At 58.0% G+C, this 25,164-nt stretch carries 29 protein-coding genes; 10 read left to right on the forward strand and 19 right to left on the reverse strand.

Annotated features, from left to right (window positions below; all coding sequences use genetic code 11):
* Positions 1-10 precede the first annotated feature (10 nt).
* Positions 11-298 (reverse strand): YheV family putative zinc ribbon protein, encoded by a 288-nt coding sequence (locus tag KW848_RS26160; protein ID WP_008152496.1) that lies wholly within the window; start codon positions 296-298, stop codon positions 11-13.
* Positions 295-2,346 (reverse strand): oligopeptidase A, encoded by a 2,052-nt coding sequence (gene prlC / locus KW848_RS26165; RefSeq protein ID WP_111448579.1) that lies wholly within the window; start codon positions 2,344-2,346, stop codon positions 295-297. Before prlC ends, KW848_RS26160 begins: the two co-directional genes overlap by 4 nt.
* A gap of 89 nt (positions 2,347-2,435) precedes the next feature.
* On the opposite strand from prlC, the gene KW848_RS26170 reads away from it, so the two are divergent.
* Entirely contained in the window at positions 2,436-2,981 is a 546-nt protein-coding gene (locus KW848_RS26170) for a gamma carbonic anhydrase family protein (protein WP_218538502.1), read from the forward strand.
* A gap of 26 nt (positions 2,982-3,007) precedes the next feature.
* The gene (locus KW848_RS26175) at positions 3,008-3,658 is read left to right on the forward strand and encodes an HAD family hydrolase (RefSeq protein ID WP_218538503.1); all 651 of its coding nucleotides are present in this window, start codon (positions 3,008-3,010) and stop codon (positions 3,656-3,658) included.
* Positions 3,659-3,781: 123 nt separating this feature from the next.
* Here the strand turns inward: KW848_RS26175 and KW848_RS26180 are convergent, their stop codons facing one another.
* Positions 3,782-4,858 carry an aminopeptidase gene (locus KW848_RS26180; protein WP_218538504.1) on the reverse strand — a complete coding sequence of 359 codons (1,077 nt, stop codon included), beginning with the start codon at positions 4,856-4,858 and terminating at the stop codon, positions 3,782-3,784.
* A gap of 59 nt (positions 4,859-4,917) precedes the next feature.
* On the opposite strand from KW848_RS26180, the gene KW848_RS26185 reads away from it, so the two are divergent.
* Together KW848_RS26185 and KW848_RS26190 are read left to right on the forward strand one after the other, a co-directional pair.
* Positions 4,918-5,340 carry a hypothetical protein gene (locus KW848_RS26185; protein ID WP_111448105.1) on the forward strand — a complete coding sequence of 141 codons (423 nt, stop codon included), beginning with the start codon at positions 4,918-4,920 and terminating at the stop codon, positions 5,338-5,340.
* Between the two features lie 40 nt (positions 5,341-5,380).
* On the forward strand, positions 5,381-5,803 hold the full coding sequence (locus KW848_RS26190; RefSeq protein WP_218538505.1) for a hypothetical protein: 423 nt from the start codon (positions 5,381-5,383) through the stop codon (positions 5,801-5,803).
* 6 nt (positions 5,804-5,809) lie between these two features.
* Here KW848_RS26190 and KW848_RS26195 read toward each other — a convergent pair whose 3' ends face one another.
* The gene (locus KW848_RS26195) at positions 5,810-6,043 is read right to left on the reverse strand and encodes a DUF1161 domain-containing protein (protein ID WP_111448103.1); all 234 of its coding nucleotides are present in this window, start codon (positions 6,041-6,043) and stop codon (positions 5,810-5,812) included.
* A gap of 155 nt (positions 6,044-6,198) precedes the next feature.
* Positions 6,199-6,630: an OsmC family protein gene (locus KW848_RS26200; protein ID WP_218538506.1), complete on the reverse strand. Its 432-nt coding sequence runs from the start codon at positions 6,628-6,630 to the stop codon at positions 6,199-6,201.
* Between the two features lie 240 nt (positions 6,631-6,870).
* On the opposite strand from KW848_RS26200, the gene KW848_RS26205 reads away from it, so the two are divergent.
* Entirely contained in the window at positions 6,871-7,872 is a 1,002-nt protein-coding gene (locus KW848_RS26205; RefSeq protein ID WP_111448102.1) for an LLM class flavin-dependent oxidoreductase, read from the forward strand.
* 64 nt (positions 7,873-7,936) lie between these two features.
* Here KW848_RS26205 and KW848_RS26210 read toward each other — a convergent pair whose 3' ends face one another.
* Together KW848_RS26210 and KW848_RS26215 are read right to left on the reverse strand one after the other, a co-directional pair.
* Positions 7,937-8,161 (reverse strand): DUF1161 domain-containing protein, encoded by a 225-nt coding sequence (locus KW848_RS26210; RefSeq protein ID WP_218538507.1) that lies wholly within the window; start codon positions 8,159-8,161, stop codon positions 7,937-7,939.
* Between the two features lie 124 nt (positions 8,162-8,285).
* Positions 8,286-8,501, reverse strand: a complete 216-nt coding sequence (locus KW848_RS26215) for a dodecin (RefSeq protein ID WP_008027736.1) — start codon at positions 8,499-8,501, stop codon at positions 8,286-8,288.
* Between the two features lie 154 nt (positions 8,502-8,655).
* Here KW848_RS26215 and KW848_RS26220 point away from each other — a divergent pair, with 154 nt between their 5' ends.
* Entirely contained in the window at positions 8,656-8,982 is a 327-nt protein-coding gene (locus KW848_RS26220) for a YqjD family protein (RefSeq protein WP_008152522.1), read from the forward strand.
* Here the strand turns inward: KW848_RS26220 and KW848_RS26225 are convergent.
* Positions 8,979-9,872: a LysR family transcriptional regulator gene (locus KW848_RS26225; protein ID WP_218538508.1), complete on the reverse strand. Its 894-nt coding sequence runs from the start codon at positions 9,870-9,872 to the stop codon at positions 8,979-8,981. The two genes, KW848_RS26220 and KW848_RS26225, sit on opposite strands and share 4 nt — an antisense overlap.
* 126 nt (positions 9,873-9,998) lie before the next feature.
* Here KW848_RS26225 and trpB point away from each other — a divergent pair, with 126 nt between their 5' ends.
* Positions 9,999-11,234, forward strand: a complete 1,236-nt coding sequence (gene trpB / locus KW848_RS26230) for a tryptophan synthase subunit beta (protein WP_111448099.1) — start codon at positions 9,999-10,001, stop codon at positions 11,232-11,234.
* Positions 11,234-12,046 (forward strand): tryptophan synthase subunit alpha, encoded by an 813-nt coding sequence (trpA, locus tag KW848_RS26235; protein WP_008152530.1) that lies wholly within the window; start codon positions 11,234-11,236, stop codon positions 12,044-12,046. The genes trpB and trpA overlap by 1 nt, the downstream gene beginning before the upstream one ends.
* A 134-nt stretch (positions 12,047-12,180) precedes the next feature.
* Here trpA and KW848_RS26240 read toward each other — a convergent pair whose 3' ends face one another.
* The 11 genes from KW848_RS26240 to KW848_RS26290 form a co-directional block, all read right to left on the reverse strand.
* Complete coding sequence (locus KW848_RS26240; RefSeq protein WP_192408644.1) at positions 12,181-14,142, reverse strand: DUF4105 domain-containing protein; 1,962 nt, start codon at positions 14,140-14,142, stop codon at positions 12,181-12,183.
* On the reverse strand, positions 14,139-14,459 hold the full coding sequence (locus tag KW848_RS26245; RefSeq protein ID WP_008154459.1) for a DUF2388 domain-containing protein: 321 nt from the start codon (positions 14,457-14,459) through the stop codon (positions 14,139-14,141). The genes KW848_RS26240 and KW848_RS26245 overlap by 4 nt, the downstream gene beginning before the upstream one ends.
* Positions 14,460-14,486: 27 nt before the next feature.
* Positions 14,487-14,804, reverse strand: coding sequence for a DUF2388 domain-containing protein (locus KW848_RS26250; RefSeq protein ID WP_111448096.1), 318 nt, complete (start codon positions 14,802-14,804; stop codon positions 14,487-14,489).
* Positions 14,805-14,911: 107 nt separating this feature from the next.
* Entirely contained in the window at positions 14,912-15,229 is a 318-nt protein-coding gene (locus KW848_RS26255) for a DUF2388 domain-containing protein (RefSeq protein WP_129439586.1), read from the reverse strand.
* A 143-nt stretch (positions 15,230-15,372) separates the two neighbouring features.
* Complete coding sequence (locus KW848_RS26260; RefSeq protein WP_218538509.1) at positions 15,373-15,582, reverse strand: DUF1127 domain-containing protein; 210 nt, start codon at positions 15,580-15,582, stop codon at positions 15,373-15,375.
* A 258-nt stretch (positions 15,583-15,840) separates the two neighbouring features.
* The gene (locus KW848_RS26265; protein WP_111448093.1) at positions 15,841-16,056 is read right to left on the reverse strand and encodes a DUF1127 domain-containing protein; all 216 of its coding nucleotides are present in this window, start codon (positions 16,054-16,056) and stop codon (positions 15,841-15,843) included.
* A gap of 319 nt (positions 16,057-16,375) precedes the next feature.
* Complete coding sequence (locus KW848_RS26270; RefSeq protein ID WP_074872382.1) at positions 16,376-17,869, reverse strand: acetyl-CoA hydrolase/transferase family protein; 1,494 nt, start codon at positions 17,867-17,869, stop codon at positions 16,376-16,378.
* Between the two features lie 180 nt (positions 17,870-18,049).
* Positions 18,050-19,486, reverse strand: coding sequence for an NAD(P)(+) transhydrogenase (Re/Si-specific) subunit beta (locus KW848_RS26275; RefSeq protein WP_111448092.1), 1,437 nt, complete (start codon positions 19,484-19,486; stop codon positions 18,050-18,052).
* Positions 19,486-19,809, reverse strand: a complete 324-nt coding sequence (locus KW848_RS26280; protein ID WP_003187010.1) for an NAD(P) transhydrogenase subunit alpha — start codon at positions 19,807-19,809, stop codon at positions 19,486-19,488. The genes KW848_RS26275 and KW848_RS26280 overlap by 1 nt, the downstream gene beginning before the upstream one ends.
* Before the next feature lie 15 nt (positions 19,810-19,824).
* The gene (locus tag KW848_RS26285; RefSeq protein ID WP_218538510.1) at positions 19,825-20,946 is read right to left on the reverse strand and encodes a Re/Si-specific NAD(P)(+) transhydrogenase subunit alpha; all 1,122 of its coding nucleotides are present in this window, start codon (positions 20,944-20,946) and stop codon (positions 19,825-19,827) included.
* 435 nt (positions 20,947-21,381) lie between these two features.
* The gene (locus KW848_RS26290; RefSeq protein WP_218538511.1) at positions 21,382-22,281 is read right to left on the reverse strand and encodes a LysR family transcriptional regulator; all 900 of its coding nucleotides are present in this window, start codon (positions 22,279-22,281) and stop codon (positions 21,382-21,384) included.
* A 157-nt stretch (positions 22,282-22,438) separates the two neighbouring features.
* Here KW848_RS26290 and KW848_RS26295 point away from each other — a divergent pair, with 157 nt between their 5' ends.
* Positions 22,439-23,620, forward strand: a complete 1,182-nt coding sequence (locus KW848_RS26295) for an acyl-CoA dehydrogenase (protein ID WP_218538512.1) — start codon at positions 22,439-22,441, stop codon at positions 23,618-23,620.
* Positions 23,621-23,633: 13 nt separating this feature from the next.
* Entirely contained in the window at positions 23,634-24,854 is a 1,221-nt protein-coding gene (locus KW848_RS26300; protein ID WP_218538513.1) for a CaiB/BaiF CoA-transferase family protein, read from the forward strand.
* The last annotated feature ends 310 nt before the right edge of the window (positions 24,855-25,164 follow it).

Raw genomic sequence — 25,164 nt, forward strand, 5'->3', positions numbered from 1 at the left:
TGGTGTTGGCTCAGTGTTGCTCGTCAGGCTTTTTCTTCAGCTTCGGGTTCGGGAAAAACTGTACAGCCTGAACCTTGGCGTCCGGAACCTTCAGCGCCGAAGTGTTGACCCGCGTGCCCAATTCCTTGGGCACGGACAGGCCTTGTTCATTCAGCGTGTCGGAATAACCGCAGGCCACGCACTCACGATGTGGGACTTCGTCTTCGTTCCACATCATCAACTTGTCCGGCTCGCTGCAGGCCGGGCAGACTGCCCCGGCGATAAAGCGTTTTTTCGTGATCACAGGACCCTCGCTCATGCTGCCGCGACCTCACTCAGGCCGCTGTGGCGCAAGAGTGCGTCAATCGACGGCGGACGTCCGCGGAAGTCGACGAACAGCACCATCGGTTCCTGGGAACCACCGCGCGCCAGGATCGCTTCGCGGAAGGCGCGGCCGGTCTCGGCGTTGAGTACGCCTTCTTCTTCGAACTTCGAGAAGGCATCCGCCGACAGCACTTCAGCCCATTTGTAGCTGTAGTAGCCCGCCGCATAACCGCCGGCGAAGATGTGGGCGAAGCTGTTAGGGAAGCGGTTGTAGGCGGGTGGACGCATGACCGACACCTCGTCCCGCACAGCTTCAAGTACCTGCGCCACGCTACGGCCGTCACCGTGGGTGGCGTGCAGGTCGAAGTCGAACAGCGAGAACTCCAGCTGACGGACCATCATCAGACCGGACTGGAAGTTTTTGGCGGCGAGCATTTTCCCCAGCAGGTCCTGAGGCAGCGGTTCGCCGGTTTCGTAATGACCGGAGATCAGCGCCAGACCTTCCGGCTCCCAGCACCAGTTCTCCATGAACTGGCTTGGCAGCTCGACCGCATCCCAGGCCACGCCGTTGATGCCGGATACGCCGGCATGTTCAACGCGGGTCAACAGGTGATGCAGGCCGTGACCGAATTCGTGGAACAGGGTGGTCACTTCATCGTGGGTCAGCAGCGCTGGCTTGCCGCTGTCGGCCGGGGTGAAGTTGCACACCAGGTTCGCCACCGGACTTTGCAGTACGCCGCTGATCGTGCGGCGACGGTCACGGGCGCCGTCCATCCAGGCACCGCCACGCTTGTTGGCGCGGGCGTAGAGGTCGAAGAAGAAACGGCCGACGTGCTGGCCGTTTTCCTTGATTTCGAACAGGCGAACATCCGGGTGCCAGGTGTCGAAGCCTTTCAGTTCGGCGATTTCGATGCCGTACAGGCGCTGAACGATAGCGAACAGACCGCCCAGCACTTTGTCGATCGGGAAGTAAGCGCGAAGGGCTTCCTGGGCGACGCTGTAGCGCTGCTCGCGAAGCTTTTCACCGTAGAAACCGCTGTCCCAGCTTTGCAGGTCCGGGCAGCCTTGTTCGGCGGCGTACGCCTTGAGCTGTTCCAGATCCTGGGCAGCGAACGGCTTGCTGCGCTTGGCCAGATCGCGCAGGAAACTCAGCACCTGATCGCTGGATTCGGCCATTTTGGTGGCCAGGCTCAACTCCGAGAAACTAGCGAAACCGAGCAGCTTCGCCAGTTCCTGACGCAGGTCGAGGATTTCTTCCATGACCGGACCGTTATCGTTCTGACCGGCATTCGGGCCTTGGTCCGACGCTCGGGTGCAGTAGGCGGCGTAGACCTCTTCGCGCAGGGCGCGGTCCTGGGCGTAGGTCATCACCGCGTAGTAGCTCGGGAATTCCAGGGTGATCAGAAAGCCTTCCAGGCCTTTGGCCTGTGCCGCCGCGGCCATTTGCGCCTTGGCCGAATCGGTCAGGCCGGCGAGGGTGGCTTCATCGGTAACATGCTTGGTCCAGGCCTGAGTGGCATCGAGCAGTTGGTTGGAGAAGCGGCTGCCCAGCTCCGACAATTTGCTCTGTACTTCGGCGTAACGCTTTTGTTCGGCTTCCGGCAGGTCAATACCCGACAGACGGAAGTCGCGCAGGGAGTGTTCCAGGATAGTTTTCTGCGCCACCTCGAAACCGGCAGCTTCGGGACTGTTCGCCAGCGCTTCAAACGCCTCGAACAACTCGCGGTTCTGGCCCAATTCGGTGGAGTAGGCACTCAAGGCCGGCAGGCAGGACTCGTAGGCTTCGCGCAATTCGGCGCTATTGCACACGGCATTCAGGTGGCTGACCGGGCTCCAGGCGGCGCCCAGACGATCATTCAGTTCGTCCATCGCCAGCACCAGGCCGGCCCAGGTCGGTTGTTTGCCCTGGGTTTTGAGGATCTCGATAATGGCGGCGCGGTTGTCAGCCAGGATCTGTTCAATAGCCGGTTGCACGTGTTCGGCACGGATCGCCGAGAACGGCGGCAGGTCGTAGGACTGCAAAAGAGGGTTGTTCACGCTCACGGTTGGCACCTTGGCTGGAAGAAACATTGCGCCATCTTAATTACAATCGACGCTCACCGCAGCTATCAGCAACAGAGAGAAACCCTATCGTGACCCTTCGCAAGTATCAGAACCATACGCCGCTACTGGGCAAAGGCGCCTTTGTCGACGGTTCGGCGGTGGTGATCGGCGACGTTGAAATCGGCGAAGACAGCTCGGTCTGGCCGCTGACGGTGATTCGTGGCGACATGCACCGCATCCGTATTGGCGCGCGCACCAGCGTGCAGGACGGCTGTGTGCTGCACATCACCCACGCCGGGCCGTTCAATCCCGATGGCTTTGCGTTGCTGATCGGTGACGATGTGACCATCGCGCATAAAGTCATGCTCCACGGCTGCACCGTGGGCAGTCGGATTCTGATCGGCATGGGCAGCATCGTCATGGACGGTGCGGTGGTCGACGACGATGTGATCATTGGCGCCGGCAGTCTGGTGCCACCGGGCAAATGCCTGGAAAGCGGCTTCCTTTATGTGGGCAGCCCGGTGAAGCAGGTCCGGCCACTGACTGACAAGGAAAAAGCCTTTTTCACCTACAGCGCGGCGAACTACGTGAAGCTCAAGAATTTGCACTTGGCAGAAGGCTACGACCAGCTCTGACCCTGCGCCCTTATTCAGGATTCAACATGCATTACCAAACCGTATTGTTCGACCTTGATGGCACCCTGACCGATCCGCGCGAGGGCATCACCCGTTCGATCCAGTTCGCCTTGAGCAAACTGGGCATCGATGAGCCCGACCTGACCAAACTTGAACACTTCATCGGTCCGCCGTTGTTGCAGGCGTTCATGCAGTTCTACGACTTCGACGAGCCCAAGGCCTGGGACGCGGTGAACTTCTATCGCGAACGCTTCAAGGTCACCGGCCTGTATGAGAACCGCGTATTCGACGGCGTCACACCATTGTTGGAAACCCTCGGCGGCCAAGGGCGACAGCTGTACATCGCGACGTCCAAACCGTGGATTTTTGCCCGGGAAATTGCCCGGCACTTCGACTTCGCCAAGCACTTCAAGGTGATATATGGCAGCGAACTGGATGGAACCCGGACCAACAAAGTCGAGCTGATCGCCCACTTGATGGCTGAAGAAGGCCTGGACCCGACCAGCACCCTGATGATCGGCGACCGTAAACACGACCTGATCGGTGCGCGCAGTAACGGGCTGGATGCAGCGGCTGTTGGTTATGGTTTTGGCAGCCGGGAAGAGTTGAGCGCAGAAGCCCCGACTTATCACTTCGAGACGCTGGAAGAGATGCATCAGGCGTTTTTGCAGCGCTAATGAAATTGCTTTCGCGGGCAAGCCCGCTCCCACAGGATCCGTGTCGTATACGAAAAATGTGTACGACACAGATCCTGTGGGAGCGGGCTTGCCCGCGAAGGGGCTCGTTCAGCCACTGAAACTTTATGATCCCGCCAAAGCCTTCAACGCCACCTTGCGCTCACCCGCCGGCAACGCACCAAGCTTCTCGACTGCCGCATAAAACTTCACCCAATCCCCAGCCTCTTGTCTGAACAACGCCGCAAACGCCGGCACCCATTGGTCGTACAACCCAAATGGCAACAGCCGGGCATTGTTCATCGGCGCATTGATCCACGCGTCATAGCGTTTGTCCCCGGCCCATCGGCTGTCGCGCAGCTGGCGGTATTCACCGCGCAATCGTTCGAACTCGTCGGCTTTGCGCTGGCGCATCTGGTCGGCGGGCAGGGGCAGGGTGTACAGCCGTTCGAGTCGCGTGCGGGTATCCAGAACCAATTGAATGAACTGATCCCGTTGCTGCACCTGCGCGCCGCTGTCCGGTGCCAAGCCACGGAATGCACGCCATTGGCGGGTGCCCTCCTGTTCGACGAAGGTGGCGAAAGACTCATTGAACTCGGTGTCGTCCTTCACATAAAAGCGTTGATGCGCCAGCTCATGGAAGATCAGCGTGGCCAATCGTTCGTCACCCCAGGCCATCATCGAACTGATAATCGGATCGTTGAACCAGCCGAGCGTCGAATAAGCCTCGATGCCACCGATCGACACGTCCATACCTTGTAATCGTTGCAACGCAGCTTCACCGCGGGCCGCGCTCTGACTGTAATAACCGCGATAGGCGACGCAACCGGCGATCGGGAAGCAATGGTTCTGTGGTGTCAGGGAAAATTCCGGCGTGGCAAACACGTTCCAGACTACGAACGGTCGGCCAATGTCGGCGTACAAACGGTAACTCTGGTTATCCGGCAGATGCAGCTGTTGGCTGGCGAACGTGCGTGCCTTTTGCGATTGAATCAGGTGCGCACGCAATAGTTGATCGCGACCGGGATCGGCAATCACTCTGGAAACTGGCTCGCGTACCCGCAGCAATTGCAGCTGACCACTGGCCAATTGGCCGTAATAGCTAATGCCGGCGCAACCGTTGAGAAACAAAAACAGCACACCCGGAAACAAAATGCGTAAAACGCGATCAAGTAACCCAAGGCTTGGAAGCGGCCTGATCAAAATGAATCATCCTTGGAGAGTCTGCCCGCAAGACTATCCCGCCTGACTGGAGCTCCGCTATGCGCACGTTGATGCTGACAGGAAGCCTGTTGATGCTGACAGGTTGTGCTGGATTCGGATTACCCCCCCATGATCCGGCTCAAGCGTGGATCGACCTGGATTCGAAGCAGGAAGACACGGCGCTGCAAGCGCTGGAAGTCGATGACAAGGCCGCCACCGACAAACGCTATTTCGAGGTTCAGCCGGGTAGCCATCAGTTGACGGTCCGTTACCAATTCCCGGTCGCACCCACCAACATCGGACCAGACGCCGAGCCGCTATGGCGTGACTGCCAGCTAAACGTGAAATTCAACGACTTCAACGCCGGCGAGCGGTATCAGCTGAAAGCAGGAAATATCGGCTTTCGGCCGTGGGCAAAGCTCTATGATCAGCAGCGAAAAGTGATTGGCCAAGGTGTACCGGCAGGCTGCCAACGCACCTGATCGGCGTTATTCTAAAGGACGAGTCCTTGAGAAAATCATCATGCGCAGGTTCACGCTATTACTTGCTGCAAGCATCGTTGCTGGCTGCCAGAGCCCGTTGCCAGCGGTTAATCCGCAGATGGCCTGGGTCGAGTTTTCTACGCCATTCCCTAACGATAAATTGCTGATGGCCGAACGCCTGGACAATCAGCGGTTGCGCGACGGGCGTTTTTTCCAGGTCACCCCCGGTAGCCATGAGCTGATTGTTCGATTCGATTTTGAAGTGCCCGGTGGTGGGGGGCTGAGCATGATGAACGGCCCCACGGAACGCTTGTGCTACCTGACCATCAACTACGATCATTTCGAAGCCGGCCAACGTTATGTGCTGGTAGGTCAGTCGATAGCGTTTACTCCCGGTGCCCGGCTGTATAACGCCAAGCGGGAGATTGTCGCTGAAGATCGAGAGTCCTATTGCCTCATGTGAGGTGAATCAGCGGTCGTTCTTCTGGTAGATGATTTTCTTCGTGCCGCCTTCGCACGAGCCGACGACCATGTTCTGGTCGTGTACTTCGTCGTTGGTGACGATTTCCAGCGTGTAGGACGAGACGTTATTGGCCTGGATCTTGGCTTCAATCTCGGCCTTGAGTTCTTCACAGGATTTCGTTGCCGCCAGGGCCGATGTGGCCAGCGCGCAACAGATAACCGCCAAGGCAAAACGTTTCATGGTTGAAGCTCCTTTGAGGCAGCGTGCAGAGTAATGTGCGTTAGCTGCTGTCATTTATTCGACCACAATTTCGCTGGCCCTGTTTGTTTCAGGGCAAAAAAGATCGCAGCCCGCTGAGGCTGCGATCTTTTATCGGGGATTGCGATAACCCGCTATCAGCTGACCAATGTTGCATCCAGACTGATTTTCGCATTCAGCACTTTGGAAACCGGGCAGCCTTCTTTGGCTTTATTGCTCAGTTCCTCAAATTGAGCCTGAGTCGCCCCAGGAATCTTCGCTTTGAGGATCAGTTTCACTGCTGTGATCGCGAATCCGCCGTCCACCTGGTCCAGGGTGACTTCGGCATGGGTATCGATGCTGTCAGCCTTGAGGCCGGCATCGCCGAGAATCATCGAAAACGCCATGGAGAAGCAGCCCGCGTGCGCTGCGCCGATCAACTCTTCCGGATTGGTGCCCTTGCCGCCCTCGAAGCGGGCCTTGAAGCCGTAAGGCGCTTCTCTGAGGACACCGGTTTCCGTGGAAATCGAGCCGATGCCGGTTTTCAGATCACCTTCCCAATGAGCCGATGCTTTCTTTGTGATAGCCATGAATGCCTCCTCAAGATCCGGCGCGAAGCGTCGCGCCTTTGTGGTTTTCGGTTGCTAGGGTTCTGAGGATAGACCGCGCCGCAAAGTTCACCTCATCTGATCTTTCTTCAAATCAGGTAGGAATTTTGCCCCTGCTATTGAAACTCGGGTATATGCCCTCATTGCATGAATCACGCTTATAGATTCGGCAGGTTTTCGTTTGTAAGAAAAACCTGCGCCCTCAATTGGAGAAGCAGGCTTATGAAACGACTGTCCGATATCAAGTTCTCGACCCTCGATCTGGTGCCCGTGCGGGAGAACGGCAGCGCGGCCCAGTCGCTGCGCAATTCCCTGGACTTGGCGCAGCACGTCGAAAAATTCGGCTACAACCGTTTCTGGGTTGCCGAACACCACAACATGGACGGCATTGCCAGTTCGGCGACTTCGGTACTGCTTGGCTACCTGGCGGGCGGCACCTCGACCATTCGTGTTGGCTCGGGCGGTGTGATGCTGCCAAACCACGCGCCGCTGGTGATCGCCGAGCAGTTCGGCACGCTCGAAAGTCTGTACCCGGGCCGGATCGACCTGGGCCTGGGCCGTGCCCCCGGTTCCGATCAGATGACCGCCCGCGCCTTGCGTCGTGAACGCTCCGGCAGCGCCGACGATTTCCCGGAAGACGTGGCGGAACTGATGCGCTACCTCGGCCCGCGCACCCCGGACCAACGGATCATCGCAATGCCAGGCACCGGCACCAATGTCCCGGTCTGGCTGCTGGGCTCCAGCTTGTTCAGTGCACAACTGGCTGGTGAACGGGGATTGCCCTACGCCTTCGCTTCACATTTCGCACCGCGCTTCATGCATGAGGCCATTCGCGTCTACCGCAATCACTTCAAGCCTTCAGCGGTATTGGATAAGCCCTACGTGATGCTCGGTGTGCCGTTGGTGGCTGCAGACACCGACGAGCAGGCCGATTATCTGGCGACCTCGGTCTATCAGCGCATCCTGGCGTTGATGCGTGGCCAGAGCCTGGTGCAACGTCCGCCGGTAAAAACCATGGACGGCCTGTGGCTGCCTCATGAAAAAGAAGCCGTCGGCGATTTCCTTGGCCTGGCGATGGTTGGCAGTGCGCAGAAAATCCGCGCCAAACTGGAAGTGCTGATCGAGCAGACCCAGGCAGACGAGCTGATTTTTACCTGCGACCTGTACGAACATACCGATCGCGTGCACTCCTATGAGCTGCTGGCCCAGGTCATGAAGGGCTGACGCTCAAACCGCGAGCCCAAAAAAGCCGACGTCATTGCGTCGGTTTTTTCATTTTCGAGGGAGGTCAGCCCTTCTTGTAGACGATTTGCTTGGAGCCTTTTTCACAGGTGCCGACGACTTTCCCACCGGCAGCAGTGCCTTTATCAACGATTTCCAGTGAATAATTAGCAATGCCCTTGGCATCAAGTTTCGCTGTGATTTCGGCTTTCAACTCTTCGCACGACTTGCCCTGAGCCAGGGCTGTTCCCGCAAAAATCAACAAACCTACCGCTAACATAAAATGCTTCATCGGGTCGCATTCCCTGGTCGGATCAATAGGGGGCACCCAGCAATCAGCCGGATGTAAATATGTAGCGCTTTGCCATTCCCTATGGCGCTCGGCCAGCGCGCAGGCTCAGAAGATTAGCCCAAACTCAGCTACTGGCAATCCGGAACCCGACTTTGAGCGTCACCTGAAAGTGCGCTGCCTTACCGTCCTTGATGTGCCCGCGGGTTTCGGTCACTTCAAACCATTCCATATATTTGAGGCTTTTGCTGGCCTCGGCCAGTGCATTGTTGATGGCGTCTTCAATGCTGCTGGTGGACGAACCGACGAGTTCGACTTTCTTGTAGGTGTGATGGTCAGTCATGGCGTTCTCCTCAGGGTGTGAAATACAGCCTAGCAGTGATTTTTCGTATTACTTCTGTCACCAATCCGAAGTGGACGTTCAGATTTACTGCACTTTCTCGAACCCCTGAAGTCCCAACCAACACACGCAACTCAATCAATGCAGGAGAGCCACCATGGCCAACACCTCTTTACGTAAAGCCTCATTGCAAAGCATGGAAGCCGAAATCGAGAGTCTGCTGAAGTCTTTGGAAAACCTGAAGGACGACGCCTCGGACGAGTCGCGTAAAACCCTTAAAGCCTTGAAAAGCAACGCCGAGAACGCGCTGAAGCATTCGCGCCATCTGCTCAGCGATGCGTACGAAGAAGTCAAAGTCAAAACCCGTGAAACCGGGATTGCCACCCGGGACTACGCCCAGGAACACCCTTGGACGACAGCGGGTGTGGCTGTCGGTGCATTGGGTCTGCTCGCGGCTTATCTGCTGTTCAAACGCGGTGACTAATCCGTCTGGCGCAGCTCGTTTTTGAGCCACTGCGCCAGTTGCCGAGCGCGCCCGTCCGCGGCGCGCTTGGGTAGCCACAACGCCAGTTGCGCCGGGGTTTCACTGAAGCCCCAAGGCGCAGCCAGGCGACCAGCCTTCAAGTCCTCGGCCACCAGCGGCTCGGGCGCAATCGCTACACCCAGGCCGGCCACTGCGGCCTCCAGCAAATAATACAAATGCTCGAAACCCTGTCCGTACTTCAATGCTTTGGCGTCGAGGTCACTTTGCTGTGCCCAGCTTGGCCAGGCCTGCGGGCGTGAGGTGGTGTGCAGCAATGGCTCGCTCAGCAGCGCTGCGGCTGGTGCGTTTTGCAGACGTTCGTAGCCGGCGAATCGTGGGCTCATGACCGGGCCGATCCGTTCGCTCGCCAACTCATAGACTTGCATGTCCGCTGGCCACGGTGGCTCGGCAAACACCAGCAAGGCGTCCAGTCCCGGGCGACGTGGATCGAGATCACCCTCGCCAGCCGACAGGTGCAGGCGCAGGTCCGGCAGGTCGGTATTCAACCGTCCCAACCTGGGAATAAACCAGCGTGCCAACAAGCTGCCCGAGCAACCCAGTACGAACGGTGCATCGGCGGTGCTTTGGGTCAGCTCTGCACAAACAGTCCGTAAACGCTCGAACGCCTCCCCGCTGGCATCGCGCAAACGAATGCCGGCATCTGTGAGTTTAAGGCCGCGTCCGTCCTTGATGAACAGGCTTACGCCCAAGTGTTCTTCAAGCACCTTGAGTTGCCGGCTGACCGCACCATGGGTGACGTGCAGCAGTTCGGCGGCCTTGCTGACGCTGTTCAGGCGGGCAGTCGCTTCGAAGGCCCGAAGGGCGTTCAACGGGGGAAGGTCATGGCTCATGATATCTGTGAGTTTTCCTGACATGTTGTGGCGATCTTATCGGTTTTCAGGCTGCGGCGTCAGGGGTAGAGTTAAGCCCACTCTCTCTTCAAAAGCCTCATTCCACGCATTCAACTGGAGCGACCCATGACCCAGACTAATCTGCGCAACGGCCCCGACGCCAACGGCCTGTTTGGCGCGTTCGGCGGCCGTTACGTCGCCGAAACCCTGATGCCGTTGATCCTCGATCTGGCCCGTGAATACGAATTGGCCAAGGATGATCCTGCATTCAAAGAAGAATTGGCCTACTTCCAGCGCGACTACGTAGGTCGTCCAAGCCCACTGTATTTTGCCGAACGTCTGACAGAGTTCTGCGGCGGCGCGAAGATTTACCTCAAGCGCGAAGAGCTGAACCACACCGGCGCGCACAAGATCAATAACTGCATCGGCCAGATCCTGCTGGCGCGACGCATGGGCAAGAAACGCATCATCGCCGAGACCGGCGCTGGCATGCACGGCGTGGCGACCGCCACCGTGGCTGCACGTTTCGGCCTTGATTGCGTGATCTACATGGGCACCACTGACATCGAACGTCAGCAGGCCAACGTATTTCGCATGAAGCTGCTGGGCGCCGAAGTGATCCCGGTCGTGGCCGGTACCGGCACCCTGAAAGACGCGATGAACGAAGCCCTGCGTGACTGGGTGACCAACGTCGACAGCACCTTCTACCTGATCGGCACTGTGGCCGGCCCGCACCCTTATCCGGCGATGGTTCGCGACTTCCAGTCCGTTATCGGCAAAGAAACCCGTACTCAATTGCAAGACCAGGAAGGCCGTCTGCCGGACAGCCTGGTGGCGTGCATCGGTGGTGGTTCCAACGCCATGGGCCTGTTTCACCCGTTCCTCGACGACAAGAGTGTCGAGATTATCGGCGTTGAAGCGGCAGGTTACGGCATCGAAACCGGTAAACACGCAGCCAGCCTGAACGGCGGCGTACCGGGCGTACTGCACGGCAACCGTACCTTCCTGTTGCAGGACGACGATGGCCAGATCATCGACGCTCACTCGATCTCTGCCGGCCTCGACTATCCAGGCATCGGCCCGGAACATGCCTGGTTGCATGACATCGGTCGCGTTCAATACACCTCGGTAACCGACGACGAAGCCCTCGACGCATTCCACAAATGCTGCCGCCTGGAAGGGATTATTCCTGCACTGGAAAGCGCTCATGCCCTGGCCGAAGTGTTCAAGCGCGCACCGACCCTGCCAAAAGATCACCTGATGGTGGTCAACCTGTCCGGTCGTGGCGACAAAGACATGCAAACCGTGATGCACCACATGGAACACTCTCAACAAGAGCAATCGAAGCAGGAGAAACACTGATGAGCCGCCTGCAAACGCGTTTTGCCGAACTCAAGGAACAGAATCGTGCCGCCCTGGTGACCTTCGTGACCGCTGGCGATCCGAGCTATGACACCTCGCTGGCGATCCTCAAAGGCTTGCCCGGCGCGGGTGCCGACGTGATCGAGTTGGGCATGCCCTTCACCGATCCAATGGCCGATGGCCCGGCAATCCAGTTGGCCAACATCCGCGCCCTCGGCGCCAAGCAGAACCTGGCGAAAACCCTGCAAATGGTTCGCGAGTTCCGTGAAGGCAACACCGAGACGCCGCTGGTGCTGATGGGTTACTTCAACCCGATTCACATGTATGGCGTGCCGCGTTTCATTGCCGACGCCAAAGAAGCCGGTGTTGACGGCTTGATCGTGGTCGACCTGCCACCCGAGCATAATGGCGAACTGTGCGACCCGGCCCAGGCTGCCGGTCTGGACTTCATCCGTCTGACCACCCCGACGACCGATGATGTGCGCCTGCCGACCGTCCTGAACGGCAGCTCGGGCTTCGTCTATTACGTGTCTGTCGCCGGTGTGACCGGTGCGGGTGCGGCGACGCTGGAACACGTTGAAGAAGCGGTTGCGCGTCTGCGCCGCCACACCGATTTGCCGATCAGCATCGGTTTCGGCATTCGTACACCGGAGCAAGCGGCGTCCATCGCGCGTCTGGCTGATGGCGTGGTGGTGGGGTCGGCGTTGATCGATCACATCGCCAATGCGTCGACGCCGGATCAGGCAGTTGATGGCGTGTTGAGTCTTTGCTCGGCGCTGGCAGACGGCGTGCGTAAAGCCCGCGTCAGCTGAAGGTAAAGTTCCTGATACAGAGGAATTAGAGCCTCGCGGTACAGACTAAACAGCAAGACCGAGGGCTTCAGGACTGCGTTCTGAAGCCCTTTTTGCTGGCTGCGCCAGCTGCTACAAGTCCTGCGGAGTTTCTATCAGGGCAGCTCCAATCCACCCGACGCTTTGTGCAGCTTTCTCAGATGCTCGCCCACCTGTTTCACGTTGGCTTCATTGGCGGCTATCTCCGCCGCACGACTCGGTTCGAGCAGCGCTCTCACCTCTTTGTCCAGATCGCCTGTCAGTGCCTGAAGCTGTTTCTGCCGCAGGCTGCTTTCCGATTCCAGGCGCTGCCACTCACTCGGCTGCGGCAATCCATAACCACCGGTGCCGAGCAGCTCCGCCGGACGGCTGAGGAAGCCGCTGTTGGCAAGAATTTGCTGCAAAGTTGCATTGGCCTTGTCCATGCTGCCGTTCTTCAATTCCCGGGCGCCCAGATAGCGCTGCTTTACTTCGTCCTGGGCCAGCACCAATTGTTGGCGGAAGGCTGCCTGCTCCAATAACAGCAAGGCCGCGCTGGTGCGCAAATCGGCTTGGTCGATCCATTGCCGACGCTCTTCAGCTTTCAATGCGAGCCAGTCTTCGACCTTTTCCTGCTTGATCGGCAAGTGCTTCTTCAGCACTTCGAACATCGCTTGATAACGATCGCGGAAGGAGTCGAATCGATAGCCCAGGCGCAGCGCTTCGCGGGGATCATCCAGCACGCTGGTGTCCGCCAGTCCGCGGCCCTTGAGCACTTCCAGCAAACCGTTGGGCATGATGCTGTCCAACCCGACCAGTTTTGTATTGTTGGTGCTGCTACGCAGTAACTTCAGGCCCTCTACAGCGCAGTTATTGGACAGGAAGAAGTAGTTGCCGTCGTAACTCCAGTGCATTTCGGCGGCATGTTCCACCACGTCTTCGATCTCGCTGCGCGACAGGTTCAGCGGCACCGAGGCCAGGCTGCGCAGTTCGGTCTTGGTGTATTCGTCGATTACCTGGGCCAGCGGCAGGACAAACAGGCGTGATGGATATTTGCCCACCAATCCGTCCCAACTCGACAGCTGCACGTCACCGACGAAGGCGCGGTAGGACAAAACCAGGTGCTGATCCAGGTCCAGTCGACAATCCGGCCCGCGGGGGCGGCCGGGTGCGCAGATCACCAGCCGCAACATGCTGTGACCCCAGCGGCTGACCCAGTTCTGGTTGGCTTCTGCCAGCAGATAGTCGACGGCGTAGACCCGTTCCGGATCGACCTGGCCCAGTGGTGTTTTGGCGAAATCATTGCCAGCATTGAGGAAGGAGAAGGTTTTGCCGCAGGTGTCTTTAGCGGCGGGCGCCCAGCCGAAATGTTCTTTGTAGTAGCGGTACAACGCAGGACGGCGACAGGCATAGGAGGGGTCGAGAAGGAAATATTCCATGTTGACCGCGACGAATTCTTTGGGGCTGCTCGTCTCGTAGATATCCGGGCTGCGGGCAATTTGCCGGTTGTACTGTTCGCGTTCGCCACGACGGCCGACATACTGTGGCCAGCCGGCGAGGTCGAGCAGGTGCGGGTCGTCGCTGAGCGTAAAGCGTCGGTCGGACTGGCCGCGGCATTGATCCGGGATACCAACCAGCCCCGAGCTGCTGTTGCGCCGGGTGCAGCGTTGAATCAGCCTGCGCTCCGCGTCTGGCCAGAGGCGCGAGCGGTCATAAATGTGGGTGAGTTCGTGCAACACCGTGGCAAGCATTTCGCGGCGGACGGTGCCATGGGGACGATAAGTCTTTTTGGTCGCGGCGCTGCCGTCAGTGAGGCTGGCAAGCAGGTTGCGGTTCAGGTCGAGCTCGGACACCAGCGACGCCTGGCCGTAAGCATTGCTCGGCATGTCATCGGTCCAGCCGACGTCGATGCGTCGGTCGAGTTGCTCGATGAACCGCGGTGGCAGCGCCTGCATGGCTTCATCGAGCAGCGCCTGACTGGCCTGCTGTTGAGCGGGGCTGAGGCCTTCGGTTTTAAGCCTTAATTGCAAGTCAGCCTGGGCCGTGTTGCCGAGCAGCAACATGACCCCGGCCAACAGCCAGGCGCCTGGCGACCTCACAGTGCGAGGATGGCTTCGGCGAGAACCTGATCACTGGCGTCGCGGGCTTCCGGTACGCGGGTGCGCAACGTGTTGAAGGCCGCTTCCAGGTGCGCGCCACGAATATCGCCATCGCTGGCGACGAAACTGGCTGCATCGTCATGAGCTTCACGGACGATCTTCGAGTCACGAATGGACGTCGTGGTATCGGAAGTGAAATCAAGGGTGCGCCGGGTGGCGTTGATGAGAATGTTACTGGTGGCTACCAGGGTTTGCGCCTGGGCCACATCGGCCAGCAACAACAGGCCTAGGGTGGCAGCAATCAGTGGGCTACGCATGGAACGACTCCGCAAGAACAAGGATAACTATTGGACGAGAATTGCCTGCGCCAGTTCAAGGTCGCTTGCATGAAGTTTTGGCTGGGTGCGGCGCAGATAATTCAGGGCGGACTCCAATTGTGCTCCTCGCAGTTGGCCGTCACTGGCGATGAACGCCGCAGCGTCATCATGTGCCGCGACTAGCAGCTTACGGTCGAAGGGGGCGGAGGTCACCATGCTTGTGGCGTAGCCGGTAGCCACGATGCCTTGTGTAGACAGATTGAAGGCGTCATAGGCATGGACCGAGCCCACCCAGCAGGCTGCCACGAAAAGCGGAGAGATCAGCAGACTTGAAAGAAAACGCATGAGACTCGATAGCTGAAGGCAAGTCGCAAGGCTAGCGCAACGCCCGGTCTAGAGCCAGCGCCGAAACATTGGGACACGACGGGCGTGTCCCACGTCAGTGATGACGCTTAGATAGTCAGTATGGCTTGCGCCAGTTGTGCGTCAGTCGCGTTCAGCTGAGGTGCCTGGTGACGAATATGGTCGAGTGCGCTTTCCAGTTTCACGCCGCGAATCGCGCCTTCACTGGCCACAAAGCTGGCGGCGTCGTCACGGGCGGCGCGTACGATTTTGTCATCACGAAAGGACGAAGTGACATCGGAGGTCGCATCGGACGTGGCCTTGAGCGCGTTGACGACGGTATCGGTGGTTACGATAAAGCTGGTGGCGTGGGAATTGGCGGCCACGGCAAGCAGGGCTGCAGCGCTGAGCAGACGAAGACGGGACATGGTGAAACTCCTTTGGAAACCGATTGAGAGGTGGCGCAGTGTCTGTTGAGTCAGACGCCTATCATGCAGCGTTCGCCACGTTTCATCTGGATATTAGGCCTATGAGTATCGGTTCGCACAGTCCCGTCTGTTCAAGCAGGAAGTTAACGCCAGAATGGTTTGTCCAATTCGTTGAGGCGATCCGCGTGGCTGATGTTCAGGTCCGAGAGTTGCCGGTCATCAAGTTGGCCCAGTAAACGCCGGGTTCGGGCCCTTTCCAGGTTGTTGGCAACACCCCTCAGCCATCTACGAAACCAAAGGAAACGAGGTGTTGATTGAGGCGTGGAAACGGAAACATCCAGTAAATGATTCATGGCGCGGTCCTTTTGCTGGCAGTTCGGGATTTCATGGTGATCCCGTCCGCTCTGCCGCAACAGACACACTGCATTGAAATTGTACTGGCTCAGTTTTGTAAATATTAAAACTGTACCTGTTGCGCGGAGTCTCTACTGTATGACCCATGTTGAGGGTCCAAAACGACAAAGCCCGTCGTGGTTTCCCACGACGGGCTTTGTTTTTTCAATTTGGAGTGCTGGCGGTGGACCCGGTGGGTCAGAGCCAGCGACGCTAACTTAGCGCCAGAACGGCTTGCTCAGCTCTTCGTAGCGTTGTGCTTCGCTAATCCCTGCGTCAGCCAGCAGACGCGAATCCAGACGAGCCAGTTGATGGCGGCTGGAGATGCGGCGCTGCCACAGCATCAGGTTGGCGAGAACGCGAAAAGGCGTGGAAGCCTGGGTTTTTACAGCGTTGTCTTCGAAAAACAGCTCGGAACTGAGTGTACGTTCCATGGTTGACATCCTTCCGCTTATGGCGGGATTAGGTAGTGGTTTAACTGATGCCAATGATCCTCTCGTTTGGCCAGTCTCTCTAGATACAGTTCACCTGTATTGTGAGGTACCAGTTAACTGTTAATGGGTGGTGTACTGGTCTAAATTGAGGCAACTGTACTTCTCTGCACTAATATCGTGCGTTTTTGCTTGATTGACTCGGAAAGGTAGGCAATTACGGTAGGAAAAGACCGGTACAGCAGTACAGTTTTATTCGGGATTTGATCTGGCAACAGCAAGCTGACGAAACTGTGTTTGCGTCAGCTGCCATCTGTACCAATTACACCGCGAGCATTCGCCCGGTTTCTTCCAGGTTGATGTGCCAGCTCAGGGCATCGCGCAGGATATGCGGCGTGTGACCGCCGAGAGCACAGGCGGCTGTGAAGTAGTCATCCAGGGCTTGGCGATAGTCCGGGTGCACGCAGTTATCGATGATGACCCGAGCACGCTCTCGCGGCGCCAGGCCCCGCAAGTCCGCCAGACCGATCTCGGTGACAAGGATGTCGACGTCATGCTCAGTGTGATCAACGTGGCTGACCATCGGCACCACACTGGAAATCGCACCGCCCTTGGCGATCGACTTGGTCACGAAGATCGCCAAATGCGCGTTGCGCGCAAAGTCGCCCGAGCCGCCGATGCCGTTCATCATCCGTGTGCCGCAGATGTGGGTGGAGTTGACGTTGCCGTACAAGTCGAACTCAAGCGCCGTGTTGATGCCGATGATGCCGAGCCGGCGCACCACTTCCGGGTGGTTGGAAATTTCTTGTGGGCGCAGGACCAGTTTGTCCTTGTAGCGCTCAAGGTTGCCGAAAACATCGGTATTGCGACGGCTCGACAAGGTGATTGAACTGCCGGAAGCAAAGCTCAGCTTGCCGGCGTCGATCAGGTCGAAGGTCGAGTCCTGAAGCACTTCGGAGTACATCGTCAGGTCTTCGAACGGCGAGTCGATCAGACCGCACATCACCGAGTTGGCGATGTTGCCGATCCCGGCCTGCAGCGGGCCGAGCTTGTTGGTCATGCGCCCCGCAGCCACTTCCTGCTTGAAGAAGTCGATCAGGTGGTCGGCAATGGCCTGGGTATCAACGTCCGGCGGCAGCACGGTGGACGGCGAGTCAGACTGATTGGTGATCACGATAGCGACGATCTTTTCCGGCGGAATCGGTATGGCAGTGCTGCCAATGCGATCGTCGACCTTTACCAGCGGAATCGGTGTGCGGGTCGGCCGATAGGTCGGGATATAGATGTCGTGCAGACCTTCGAGATTCGGGTTGTGCGCCAGGTTGATCTCGACGATCACCTGCTTGGCGAAAATCGCGAAGCTGGCCGAGTTACCCACCGACGTGGTCGGCACGATATGGCCCTGCTCGGTGATCGCCACGGCTTCAATCACCGCGATGTCCGGCAGCTTGAGTTGCTGATTGCGCAGCGACTCCACGGTTTCCGACAGATGCTGGTCAATGAACATCACTTCGCCGGCATTAATAGCCTTGCGCAGGGTGCTGTCGACCTGGAAGGGCATGCGTCGTGACAATACGCCAGCTTCGGTGAGCTGTTTATCAAGGTCGTTGCCCAGGCTCGCGCCGGTCATCAGGGTGATTTTCAGCGGGGTGATTTTGGCGCGCTCGGCCAATGCATGGGGCACGGCTTTGGCTTCGCCGGCGCGAGTGAAACCACTCATGCCGACGGTCATGCCGTCCTCAATCAGAGCGGCGGCGTCAGCAGCGCTCATCACTTTATCCAACAACGAAGGCAAGCGAATACGGTCACGGTACATGGATTGTTATCTCGGGCAACGAAAGCAAGGAGTGCAGTCTAGTGATTTCAAAAAAAATCCTCCCGCTACCATGGTCGAATGCAGAGCCCTGATTTAGAGCCTTTGGTCGGTTTCTAGCGGGCAATAAAAAACCCCAGCCTACTAAAGGCTGAGGTTTTGGGTATTGCGCTGGAGCAGGTTTTACTCGACAGCTTTGACCATGTCTTCGATGACTTTCTTGGCGTCGCCGAAGACCATCATGGTTTTGTCGAGGTAGAACAGTTCGTTGTCCAGACCGGCATAGCCGCTGGCCATCGAGCGCTTGTTGACGATGATGGTCTTGGCCTTGAACGCTTCGAGAATCGGCATGCCGGCAATTGGCGATTTCGGATCGTTCTTGGCGGCCGGGTTGACCACGTCATTGGCGCCCAATACCAGCACCACGTCGGCCTGGCCAAACTCGGAGTTGATGTCTTCCATCTCGAACACCTGGTCGTAAGGCACTTCGGCCTCGGCCAGCAATACGTTCATGTGGCCAGGCATACGACCGGCGACCGGGTGGATCGCGTACTTCACGGTCACGCCGCGATGGGTCAGCTTCTCGGTCAGCTCTTTCAGCGCGTGCTGCGCCCGCGCTACCGCCAGGCCGTAGCCCGGAACGATGATCACGGTGTCGGCGTTGGTCAGCAGGAAAGTCGCGTCATCAGCCGAACCGGATTTCACCGGGCGGGCTTCTTTCGAGCCAGCAGGGCCGGCCGCGTCCGCCGTATTGCCGAAACCGCCGAGCAGTACATTAAAGAAGGAGCGGTTCATCGCTTTGCACATGATGTACGAGAGGATCGCACCGCTTGAGCCCACCAGCGAACCGGCGATGATCAGCATCGAGTTGTTCAGCGAGAAGCCGATGCCCGCCGCTGCCCAGCCGGAGTAGCTGTTGAGCATCGACACAACTACTGGCATGTCTGCGCCGCCGATCGGGATGATGATTAGCACGCCCAGCACGAAGGCCAGGGCCAGCATCAGCGCGAAGGCGTTCAGGTTGCCGGTCAGCATGAAGGTCACGCCGAGGCCCAGTGTCGCCAGGCCCAGCAACAGGTTCAACTTGTGCTGACCGCTGAACTGTACGGGTGCGCCCTGGAACAGGCGGAACTTGTACTTGCCCGACAACTTGCCGAACGCGATCACCGAGCCGGAGAAGGTGATTGCACCGATGGCCGCGCCGAGGAACAGCTCCAGGCGGTTACCGGCAGGAATGGAATCACCCAGTTGCTTGACGATGCCCAGCGATTGCGGTTCAACGACAGCAGCGATGGCAATGAACACCGCGGCCATACCGATCATGCTGTGCATGAAGGCGACCAGTTCCGGCATTTTGGTCATTTCAACGCGCTTGGCCATGATCGAGCCGGCGGTACCGCCGACCAACAGGCCTACGATGACGTAGCCGATGCCGGCAGTGGCCAACTCGGCGCCCAGCTTATAGACGAGGCCCACTGTGGTGAGAATCGCCAAAGCCATGCCGAGCATGCCGTACACATTGCCGCGCCGCGAGGTGGTCGGGTGCGACAGGCCTTTCAGGGCCTGGATGAAGCAGATCGACGCGATCAAGTAGAGCGTCGTTACGAGATTCATGCTCATTACTTAGGCGCCTCTTCTTTTACTGCTTTCGGGGCTTTTTTCTTGAACATCTCAAGCATCCTGCGGGTAACCAGGAAGCCGCCAAATACGTTCACCGCTGCCAGGGCTACCGCCAGGGTGCCCATGGTCTTGCCCAGTGGCGTTACGGTCAAAGCCGCGGCCAGCATGGCGCCGACGATCACGATCGCCGAGATTGCGTTGGTTACCGCCATCAAAGGCGTGTGCAGTGCGGGCGTAACGTTCCAGACCACGTGATAACCGACATAAATCGCCAGCACGAAGATGATCAGGTTGTAGATACCGGGGGAGATAAGCTCTTCCATCGTCTGAATCCCTGCTTAGGCGTTTTTGCGGATGACTTGGCCGTCGCGGCACATCAGGCACGCGGCGACGATGTCGTCTTCGAGGTTGATCTCGAACTGGCCTTCTTTGTTGAAGACCAGCTTCAGGAAGTCCAGCAGGTTGCGTGCGTACAGGGCCGAGGCGTCTGCGGCGACGGCGCCGGCCAGGTTGGTCGGGCCGCAAATGATCACGCCGTTCTCGACCACAACCTGGTCCGCCACGGTCAGCGGGCAGTTGCCGCCCTGGGCTGCCGCGAGGTCGATGACCACCGAGCCCGGCTTCATCTGCGCCACGGTTTCCGCGCTCAACAATACTGGCGCCTTACGGCCCGGGATCAGTGCGGTGGTGATGACAATGTCAGCCTGTTTGGCGCGTTCGTGCACGGCCAGGGCCTGACGTTGCATCCAGCTGGCAGGCATTGGTCGCGCGTAACCACCGACACCAACGGCACATTCGCGCTCTTCATCGGTTTCGTAAGGCACGTCGACGAACTTGGCGCCGAGGGATTCGATCTGCTCTTTTACCGCAGGGCGTACATCAGACGCTTCGATCACTGCACCCAGACGTTTCGCTGTAGCTATCGCCTGCAAACCGGCTACACCTGCGCCAAGAATCAGCACGCGCGCCGCTTTCACGGTACCCGCAGCCGTCATCAGCATCGGCATGAAGCGTGGATAGTGGTGAGCGGCCAGCAACACGGCTTTATAACCGGCGATGTTTGCCTGGGAGGACAGAACATCCAGGCTCTGAGCGCGGGAGGTGCGTGGCGCGGCTTCCAGCGCAAACGCGGTAATGCCGCACTCGGCCAGCTTGGCAATGGTTTCATTGCTGAACGGATTGAGCATGCCCACCACAACGGTGCCGCTCTTAATCAGCGTCAGCTCGCTGTCGCTGGGGGCGACCACCTTGAGAATCAGCTCGGCACCAAACGCATCGTTGGCGCTGCCAATAATTGCGCCTGCCGCTTCATAGGCACTGTCGACAACGCTGGCGTTAATGCCGGCGCCGCTTTGCACAGTGACCTTATGACCCTGGGCGATCAGCTTCTTGATGGTTTCCGGGGTTGCAGCAACCCGTGTTTCACCCGTCTGGGTTTCGAGAGGAACACCAATGTGCACGTCAAATCTCCTGCGTGATCTTATTGAGTAAACCCAGGCACTTCGGATGGTGCGACTGGGGCGGCCGATCAGCACGATCCCGCCAAATCAGGGCGGGGCGCGGCATTTTGCAGGCGAACTTAGTGCCCTTCAAGGGTTTATGAGGGGTGACGGAAAATTAACTACAAGTCACCCCGTGACCGAATGTCGCAACTAACCGGTTCAATCCCTTGCAGGCCGTGCCTTGTAAGGATTTTTATAAAAATTGGAGAATTTACGTATCGGTCAGGTGAATGAGTCGTTATTGCTCCGCAATAGAGGCTCAAGGCCACGTTTTCAGGCGCTTGTGGGACGTTTGTACTGCTTGTCGGTACAGTTATCAAATATGCGACAAATACTTATATCTGTAGTGTTTTGGTTTTGTTGACTACGCAGTCAGATTATTGCGAGAAGCCTTTATCCTTCTAGGCTGTAGCTCTGTGCCTGATTGACCAACCAATCGCGAAATGCCCTTAAAGAGGCTGATTCGACCTTTCTCTCGGGAATCATCAAGTAATACGCCTTGATACTTGATAGCGCCTGGGTGTTGGCAATGACCAGGCGCTTCTCGGCCAATTCGCGTTGAATCAGGAACGGCGGAATCAGCGCTATCCCCATGTCGTGCATGGCGGCTTGAGCAAGCATGGAGAATAGCTCGTAGCGCGGCCCTGTCATGTCTCTCGGGATATTTAGGTTTTGAGAGTTGAACCACTGGCGCCAGGCATAAGGGCGGGTGGTCTGCTGCAGCAGGGGCAATTCGGCGATGTCGCCGGGAGACAGGGTTGCCTTTTTCCCCATGAGATTGGGGCTGCACACCGGCATCGGATTTTCGCCCATCAGCCTGTGGGATTCGGTACCCGACCAGTCCGCGTCGCCAAAATAGATCGCGGCGTCGAAGTCGGTATCGGCAAACAGGAAGGGGCGGGTTCGGTTGGTGAGGTTGACCGTCACTTCCGGGTGTTTTTGCTGGAAATCCTTGAGTCTTGGCAGCAGCCATTGAGTGCCGAAGGTTGGAACCACCGCCAGCTCGATCACGTTGGCACCTTGCTGACCCATCACTGACAAGGTGTCCCGCTCAACGGCATCGAGTTGGGTGGCCACCCGGCGGCTGTAGGAAAGACCGGCTTCTGTCAGCTTGACCCCGCGTCGTGAGCGTCGGAACAGTTCTACGCTGAGGAACTCCTCAAGGCTGGCGATCTGTCGGCAAATGGCGCCTTGAGTGAGCGAAAGCTCCTGAGCGGCCTTGGTAAAACTTTCGTGGCGAGCGGCCGCTTCAAAGCTGATCAGGGCCGTTGTGCTGGGGATTTTCCTGCGCATGTACGTCAACCTCACTAATACATCGCATAAAAGCTATTTTGCGATGTTTCGGAGTGAGAAATTAGCACAACAGTATGCAAAATCCTCGTTTGCCGTAACACCGAACCCGGCCTAGGATCAGCCCACGTTATTTGACCCGATTCGAGAGGACACACTCATGGGCGGTAAAGCTAGCTTCAACTGGATCGATCCCCTGCTGCTGGATCAACAGCTCACCGAAGAAGAACGCATGATTCGCGACACCGCTGAGCAATTCGCTCAGCAGAAGCTCGCGCCGCGTGTTCTCGAAGCTTTCCGCCATGAAAAGACCGACCCGGCAATCTTCCGCGAGATGGGTGAAGTGGGTCTGTTGGGCGCGACTATCCCTGAGCAGTATGGTGGCAGTGGCTTGAATTACGTCAGCTACGGCCTGATCGCCCGTGAAGTCGAACGCGTCGACTCCGGCTACCGCTCGATGATGAGCGTGCAGTCCTCGCTGGTCATGGTGCCGATCAATGAATTCGGTACCGAAGCCCAGAAGCAAAAGTACCTGCCGAAACTGGCCTCGGGTGAATGGATCGGTTGCTTTGGTCTGACCGAACCTGACCACGGCTCCGACCCAGGCGCGATGATTACTCGTGCACGCAAAGTGGACGGCGGCTACAGCCTGACCGGCAGCAAGATGTGGATCACCAACAGCCCGATCGCCGATGTGTTCGTCGTATGGGGTAAGGACGATGCTGGTGACATCCGTGGCTTCGTTCTGGAAAAGGGCTGGAAAGGCCTGAGCGCCCCGGCGATTCACGGCAAGGTCGGCTTGCGTGCATCCATCACCGGCGAGATCGTCATGGATAACGTGTTTGTCCCTGAAGAAAACATTTTCCCGGATGTGCGCGGTCTGAAAGGTCCGTTCACCTGCCTTAACTCCGCACGCTATGGCATCTCCTGGGGTGCGCTGGGTGCTGCCGAGTTCTGCTGGCATACCGCTCGCCAGTACACTCTGGATCGCAAGCAGTTCGGTCGCCCATTGGCCGCCACTCAGCTGATCCAGAAGAAGCTGGCCGACATGCAGACCGAGATCACCATGGCGCTGCAAGGCTGCCTGCGTCTGGGTCGTATGAAGGACGAGGGTACTGCGGCGGTCGAGATCACTTCGATGATGAAGCGCAACTCTTGCGGCAAGTCCCTGGACATTGCTCGCATGGCGCGCGACATGCTGGGTGGTAACGGTATTTCCGATGAGTTCGGTGTTGCTCGCCACTTGGTCAACCTGGAAGTGGTGAATACCTATGAAGGTACACACGACGTCCATGCGCTGATCCTTGGTCGTGCGCAGACTGGCATCCAGGCGTTCTATTAATAGGAGAACGGCCATGGGCGCGCTTTCGCATCTACGGGTACTGGATTTATCGCGGGTTCTGGCCGGGCCTTGGGCCGGACAGATCCTTGCTGACCTTGGCGCCGAAGTGATCAAGGTCGAGCGCCCGGGTAATGGCGATGACACGCGCGCCTGGGGGCCTCCCTTCCTTAAAGACGCTTATGGCGAGAACACTAGCGAGGCCGCCTATTACTTGTCGGCCAATCGCAACAAGCAATCGGTCACCATCGACTTCACCCGGCCTGAAGGGCAGAAGCTGGTGCGCGATCTGGCGGTGAAGTCGGACATCCTGATCGAGAACTTCAAGGTCGGTGGGCTGGCGGCATATGGTTTGGACTATGAGTCTCTGAAGGCGATCAATCCGAATCTGATCTATTGCTCGATTACCGGGTTTGGCCAGACAGGCCCTTACGCCAAGCGCGCGGGTTATGACTTCATGATCCAGGGACTGGGCGGCCTAATGAGTCTGACGGGGCGACCCGAAGGGGATGAAGGTGCCGGGCCGGTAAAGGTCGGCGTGGCGCTGACGGACATTTTGACCGGCCTCTATTCGACTGTGGCGATCCTTGCAGCGCTTGCGCATCGGGATCATGACGGTGGCGGTCAGCATATTGATATGGCGCTACTGGATGTTCAGGTGGCATGTCTGGCTAACCAGGCAATGAATTACCTGACGACGGGCAATGCTCCGAAGCGCCTGGGTAATGCTCATCCGAATATCGTGCCTTATCAGGACTTTCCTACGGCGGATGGAGACTTCATCCTCACCGTGGGCAATGACGGGCAGTTTCGCAAGTTTGCTGAAGTGGCTGGTCAGCCGCAGTGGGCAGATGATCCACGCTTTGCGACCAACAAGTTGCGGGTGGCGAATCGTGCGGTGTTGATTCCGCTTATTCGCCAGGCGACTGTGTTCAAGACGACTGCTGAGTGGGTGCTGCAGTTGGAGCAAGCAGGTGTGCCGTGCGGGCCGATCAATGATCTGGCTCAGATGTTTGCGGATCCTCAGGTTAAGGCGCGCGGGTTGGCGATCGAGCTGCCCCATGCGCTGGCCGGGATGGTGCCGCAAGTGGCTAGTCCGATTCGCCTGTCCGAAACGCCTGTGGAGTATCGCAACGCACCTCCTCTATTAGGGGAGCATACGCTGGAGGTTTTGCAGCGGGTGTTGGGTCTGGATGCCGGCGTTGTGGCTGCATTCAAAGAGGCCGGGGTGCTCTGAGGTTTTCTTCTATATAGGTGGAGTGGTTTTACTCTCCTATATAGAGAAGAAACGGGCTGTTTTCCGGCGTTCTGCAAGTGTTTGATAGAAATGCTTAATTAAGGGTTGACGGCAGATTCTGGAAGTCTATAATTCGCCCCACTTCCGGCGCAGTCGAAACGGAAAACTCCTTGGTAAACAATGGGTTACGCAGTTTTCGGCAACGAGTTGCTTCAGGTCATCGAAGCCCAGAAGGAGTTGATCGGGCAGTCTGTTTTTGCCTAATTGACGATTCGATCTTCTCGGTCGAAAGCGGTGTAAAAGAGGTGTT

It is taken from the genome of Pseudomonas sp. PDM25 (assembly GCF_019219045.1).
Lineage (GTDB): Bacteria > Pseudomonadota > Gammaproteobacteria > Pseudomonadales > Pseudomonadaceae > Aquipseudomonas.

Bases quoted from the DNA above. Each gene is read 5' to 3' on its own strand.
- KW848_RS26280 (WP_003187010.1), bottom strand. From the start codon at position 19,809: ATGGAAGAGCTTATCTCCCCCGGTATCTACAACCTGATCATCTTCGTG.
- KW848_RS26195 (WP_111448103.1), bottom strand. From the start codon at position 6,043: ATGAAACGTTTTGCCTTGGCGGTTATCTGTTGCGCGCTGGCCACATCG.
- KW848_RS26160 (WP_008152496.1), bottom strand. From the start codon at position 298: ATGAGCGAGGGTCCTGTGATCACGAAAAAACGCTTTATCGCCGGGGCA.
- KW848_RS26220 (WP_008152522.1), top strand. From the start codon at position 8,656: ATGGCCAACACCTCTTTACGTAAAGCCTCATTGCAAAGCATGGAAGCC.
- KW848_RS26270 (WP_074872382.1), bottom strand. From the start codon at position 17,869: ATGTACCGTGACCGTATTCGCTTGCCTTCGTTGTTGGATAAAGTGATG.
- KW848_RS26265 (WP_111448093.1), bottom strand. From the start codon at position 16,056: ATGGAACGTACACTCAGTTCCGAGCTGTTTTTCGAAGACAACGCTGTA.
- KW848_RS26200 (WP_218538506.1), bottom strand. From the start codon at position 6,630: ATGGCTATCACAAAGAAAGCATCGGCTCATTGGGAAGGTGATCTGAAA.
- KW848_RS26205 (WP_111448102.1), top strand. From the start codon at position 6,871: ATGAAACGACTGTCCGATATCAAGTTCTCGACCCTCGATCTGGTGCCC.
- KW848_RS26290 (WP_218538511.1), bottom strand. From the start codon at position 22,281: ATGCGCAGGAAAATCCCCAGCACAACGGCCCTGATCAGCTTTGAAGCG.
- KW848_RS26275 (WP_111448092.1), bottom strand. From the start codon at position 19,486: ATGAGCATGAATCTCGTAACGACGCTCTACTTGATCGCGTCGATCTGC.
- KW848_RS26185 (WP_111448105.1), top strand. From the start codon at position 4,918: ATGCGCACGTTGATGCTGACAGGAAGCCTGTTGATGCTGACAGGTTGT.
- KW848_RS26260 (WP_218538509.1), bottom strand. From the start codon at position 15,582: ATGAATCATTTACTGGATGTTTCCGTTTCCACGCCTCAATCAACACCT.
- trpB (WP_111448099.1), top strand. From the start codon at position 9,999: ATGACCCAGACTAATCTGCGCAACGGCCCCGACGCCAACGGCCTGTTT.
- trpA (WP_008152530.1), top strand. From the start codon at position 11,234: ATGAGCCGCCTGCAAACGCGTTTTGCCGAACTCAAGGAACAGAATCGT.
- KW848_RS26210 (WP_218538507.1), bottom strand. From the start codon at position 8,161: ATGAAGCATTTTATGTTAGCGGTAGGTTTGTTGATTTTTGCGGGAACA.
- KW848_RS26250 (WP_111448096.1), bottom strand. From the start codon at position 14,804: ATGCGTTTTCTTTCAAGTCTGCTGATCTCTCCGCTTTTCGTGGCAGCC.
- KW848_RS26300 (WP_218538513.1), top strand. From the start codon at position 23,634: ATGGGCGCGCTTTCGCATCTACGGGTACTGGATTTATCGCGGGTTCTG.
- KW848_RS26190 (WP_218538505.1), top strand. From the start codon at position 5,381: ATGCGCAGGTTCACGCTATTACTTGCTGCAAGCATCGTTGCTGGCTGC.
- KW848_RS26255 (WP_129439586.1), bottom strand. From the start codon at position 15,229: ATGTCCCGTCTTCGTCTGCTCAGCGCTGCAGCCCTGCTTGCCGTGGCC.
- KW848_RS26225 (WP_218538508.1), bottom strand. From the start codon at position 9,872: ATGAGCCATGACCTTCCCCCGTTGAACGCCCTTCGGGCCTTCGAAGCG.
- KW848_RS26295 (WP_218538512.1), top strand. From the start codon at position 22,439: ATGGGCGGTAAAGCTAGCTTCAACTGGATCGATCCCCTGCTGCTGGAT.
- KW848_RS26175 (WP_218538503.1), top strand. From the start codon at position 3,008: ATGCATTACCAAACCGTATTGTTCGACCTTGATGGCACCCTGACCGAT.
- KW848_RS26245 (WP_008154459.1), bottom strand. From the start codon at position 14,459: ATGCGTAGCCCACTGATTGCTGCCACCCTAGGCCTGTTGTTGCTGGCC.
- KW848_RS26215 (WP_008027736.1), bottom strand. From the start codon at position 8,501: ATGACTGACCATCACACCTACAAGAAAGTCGAACTCGTCGGTTCGTCC.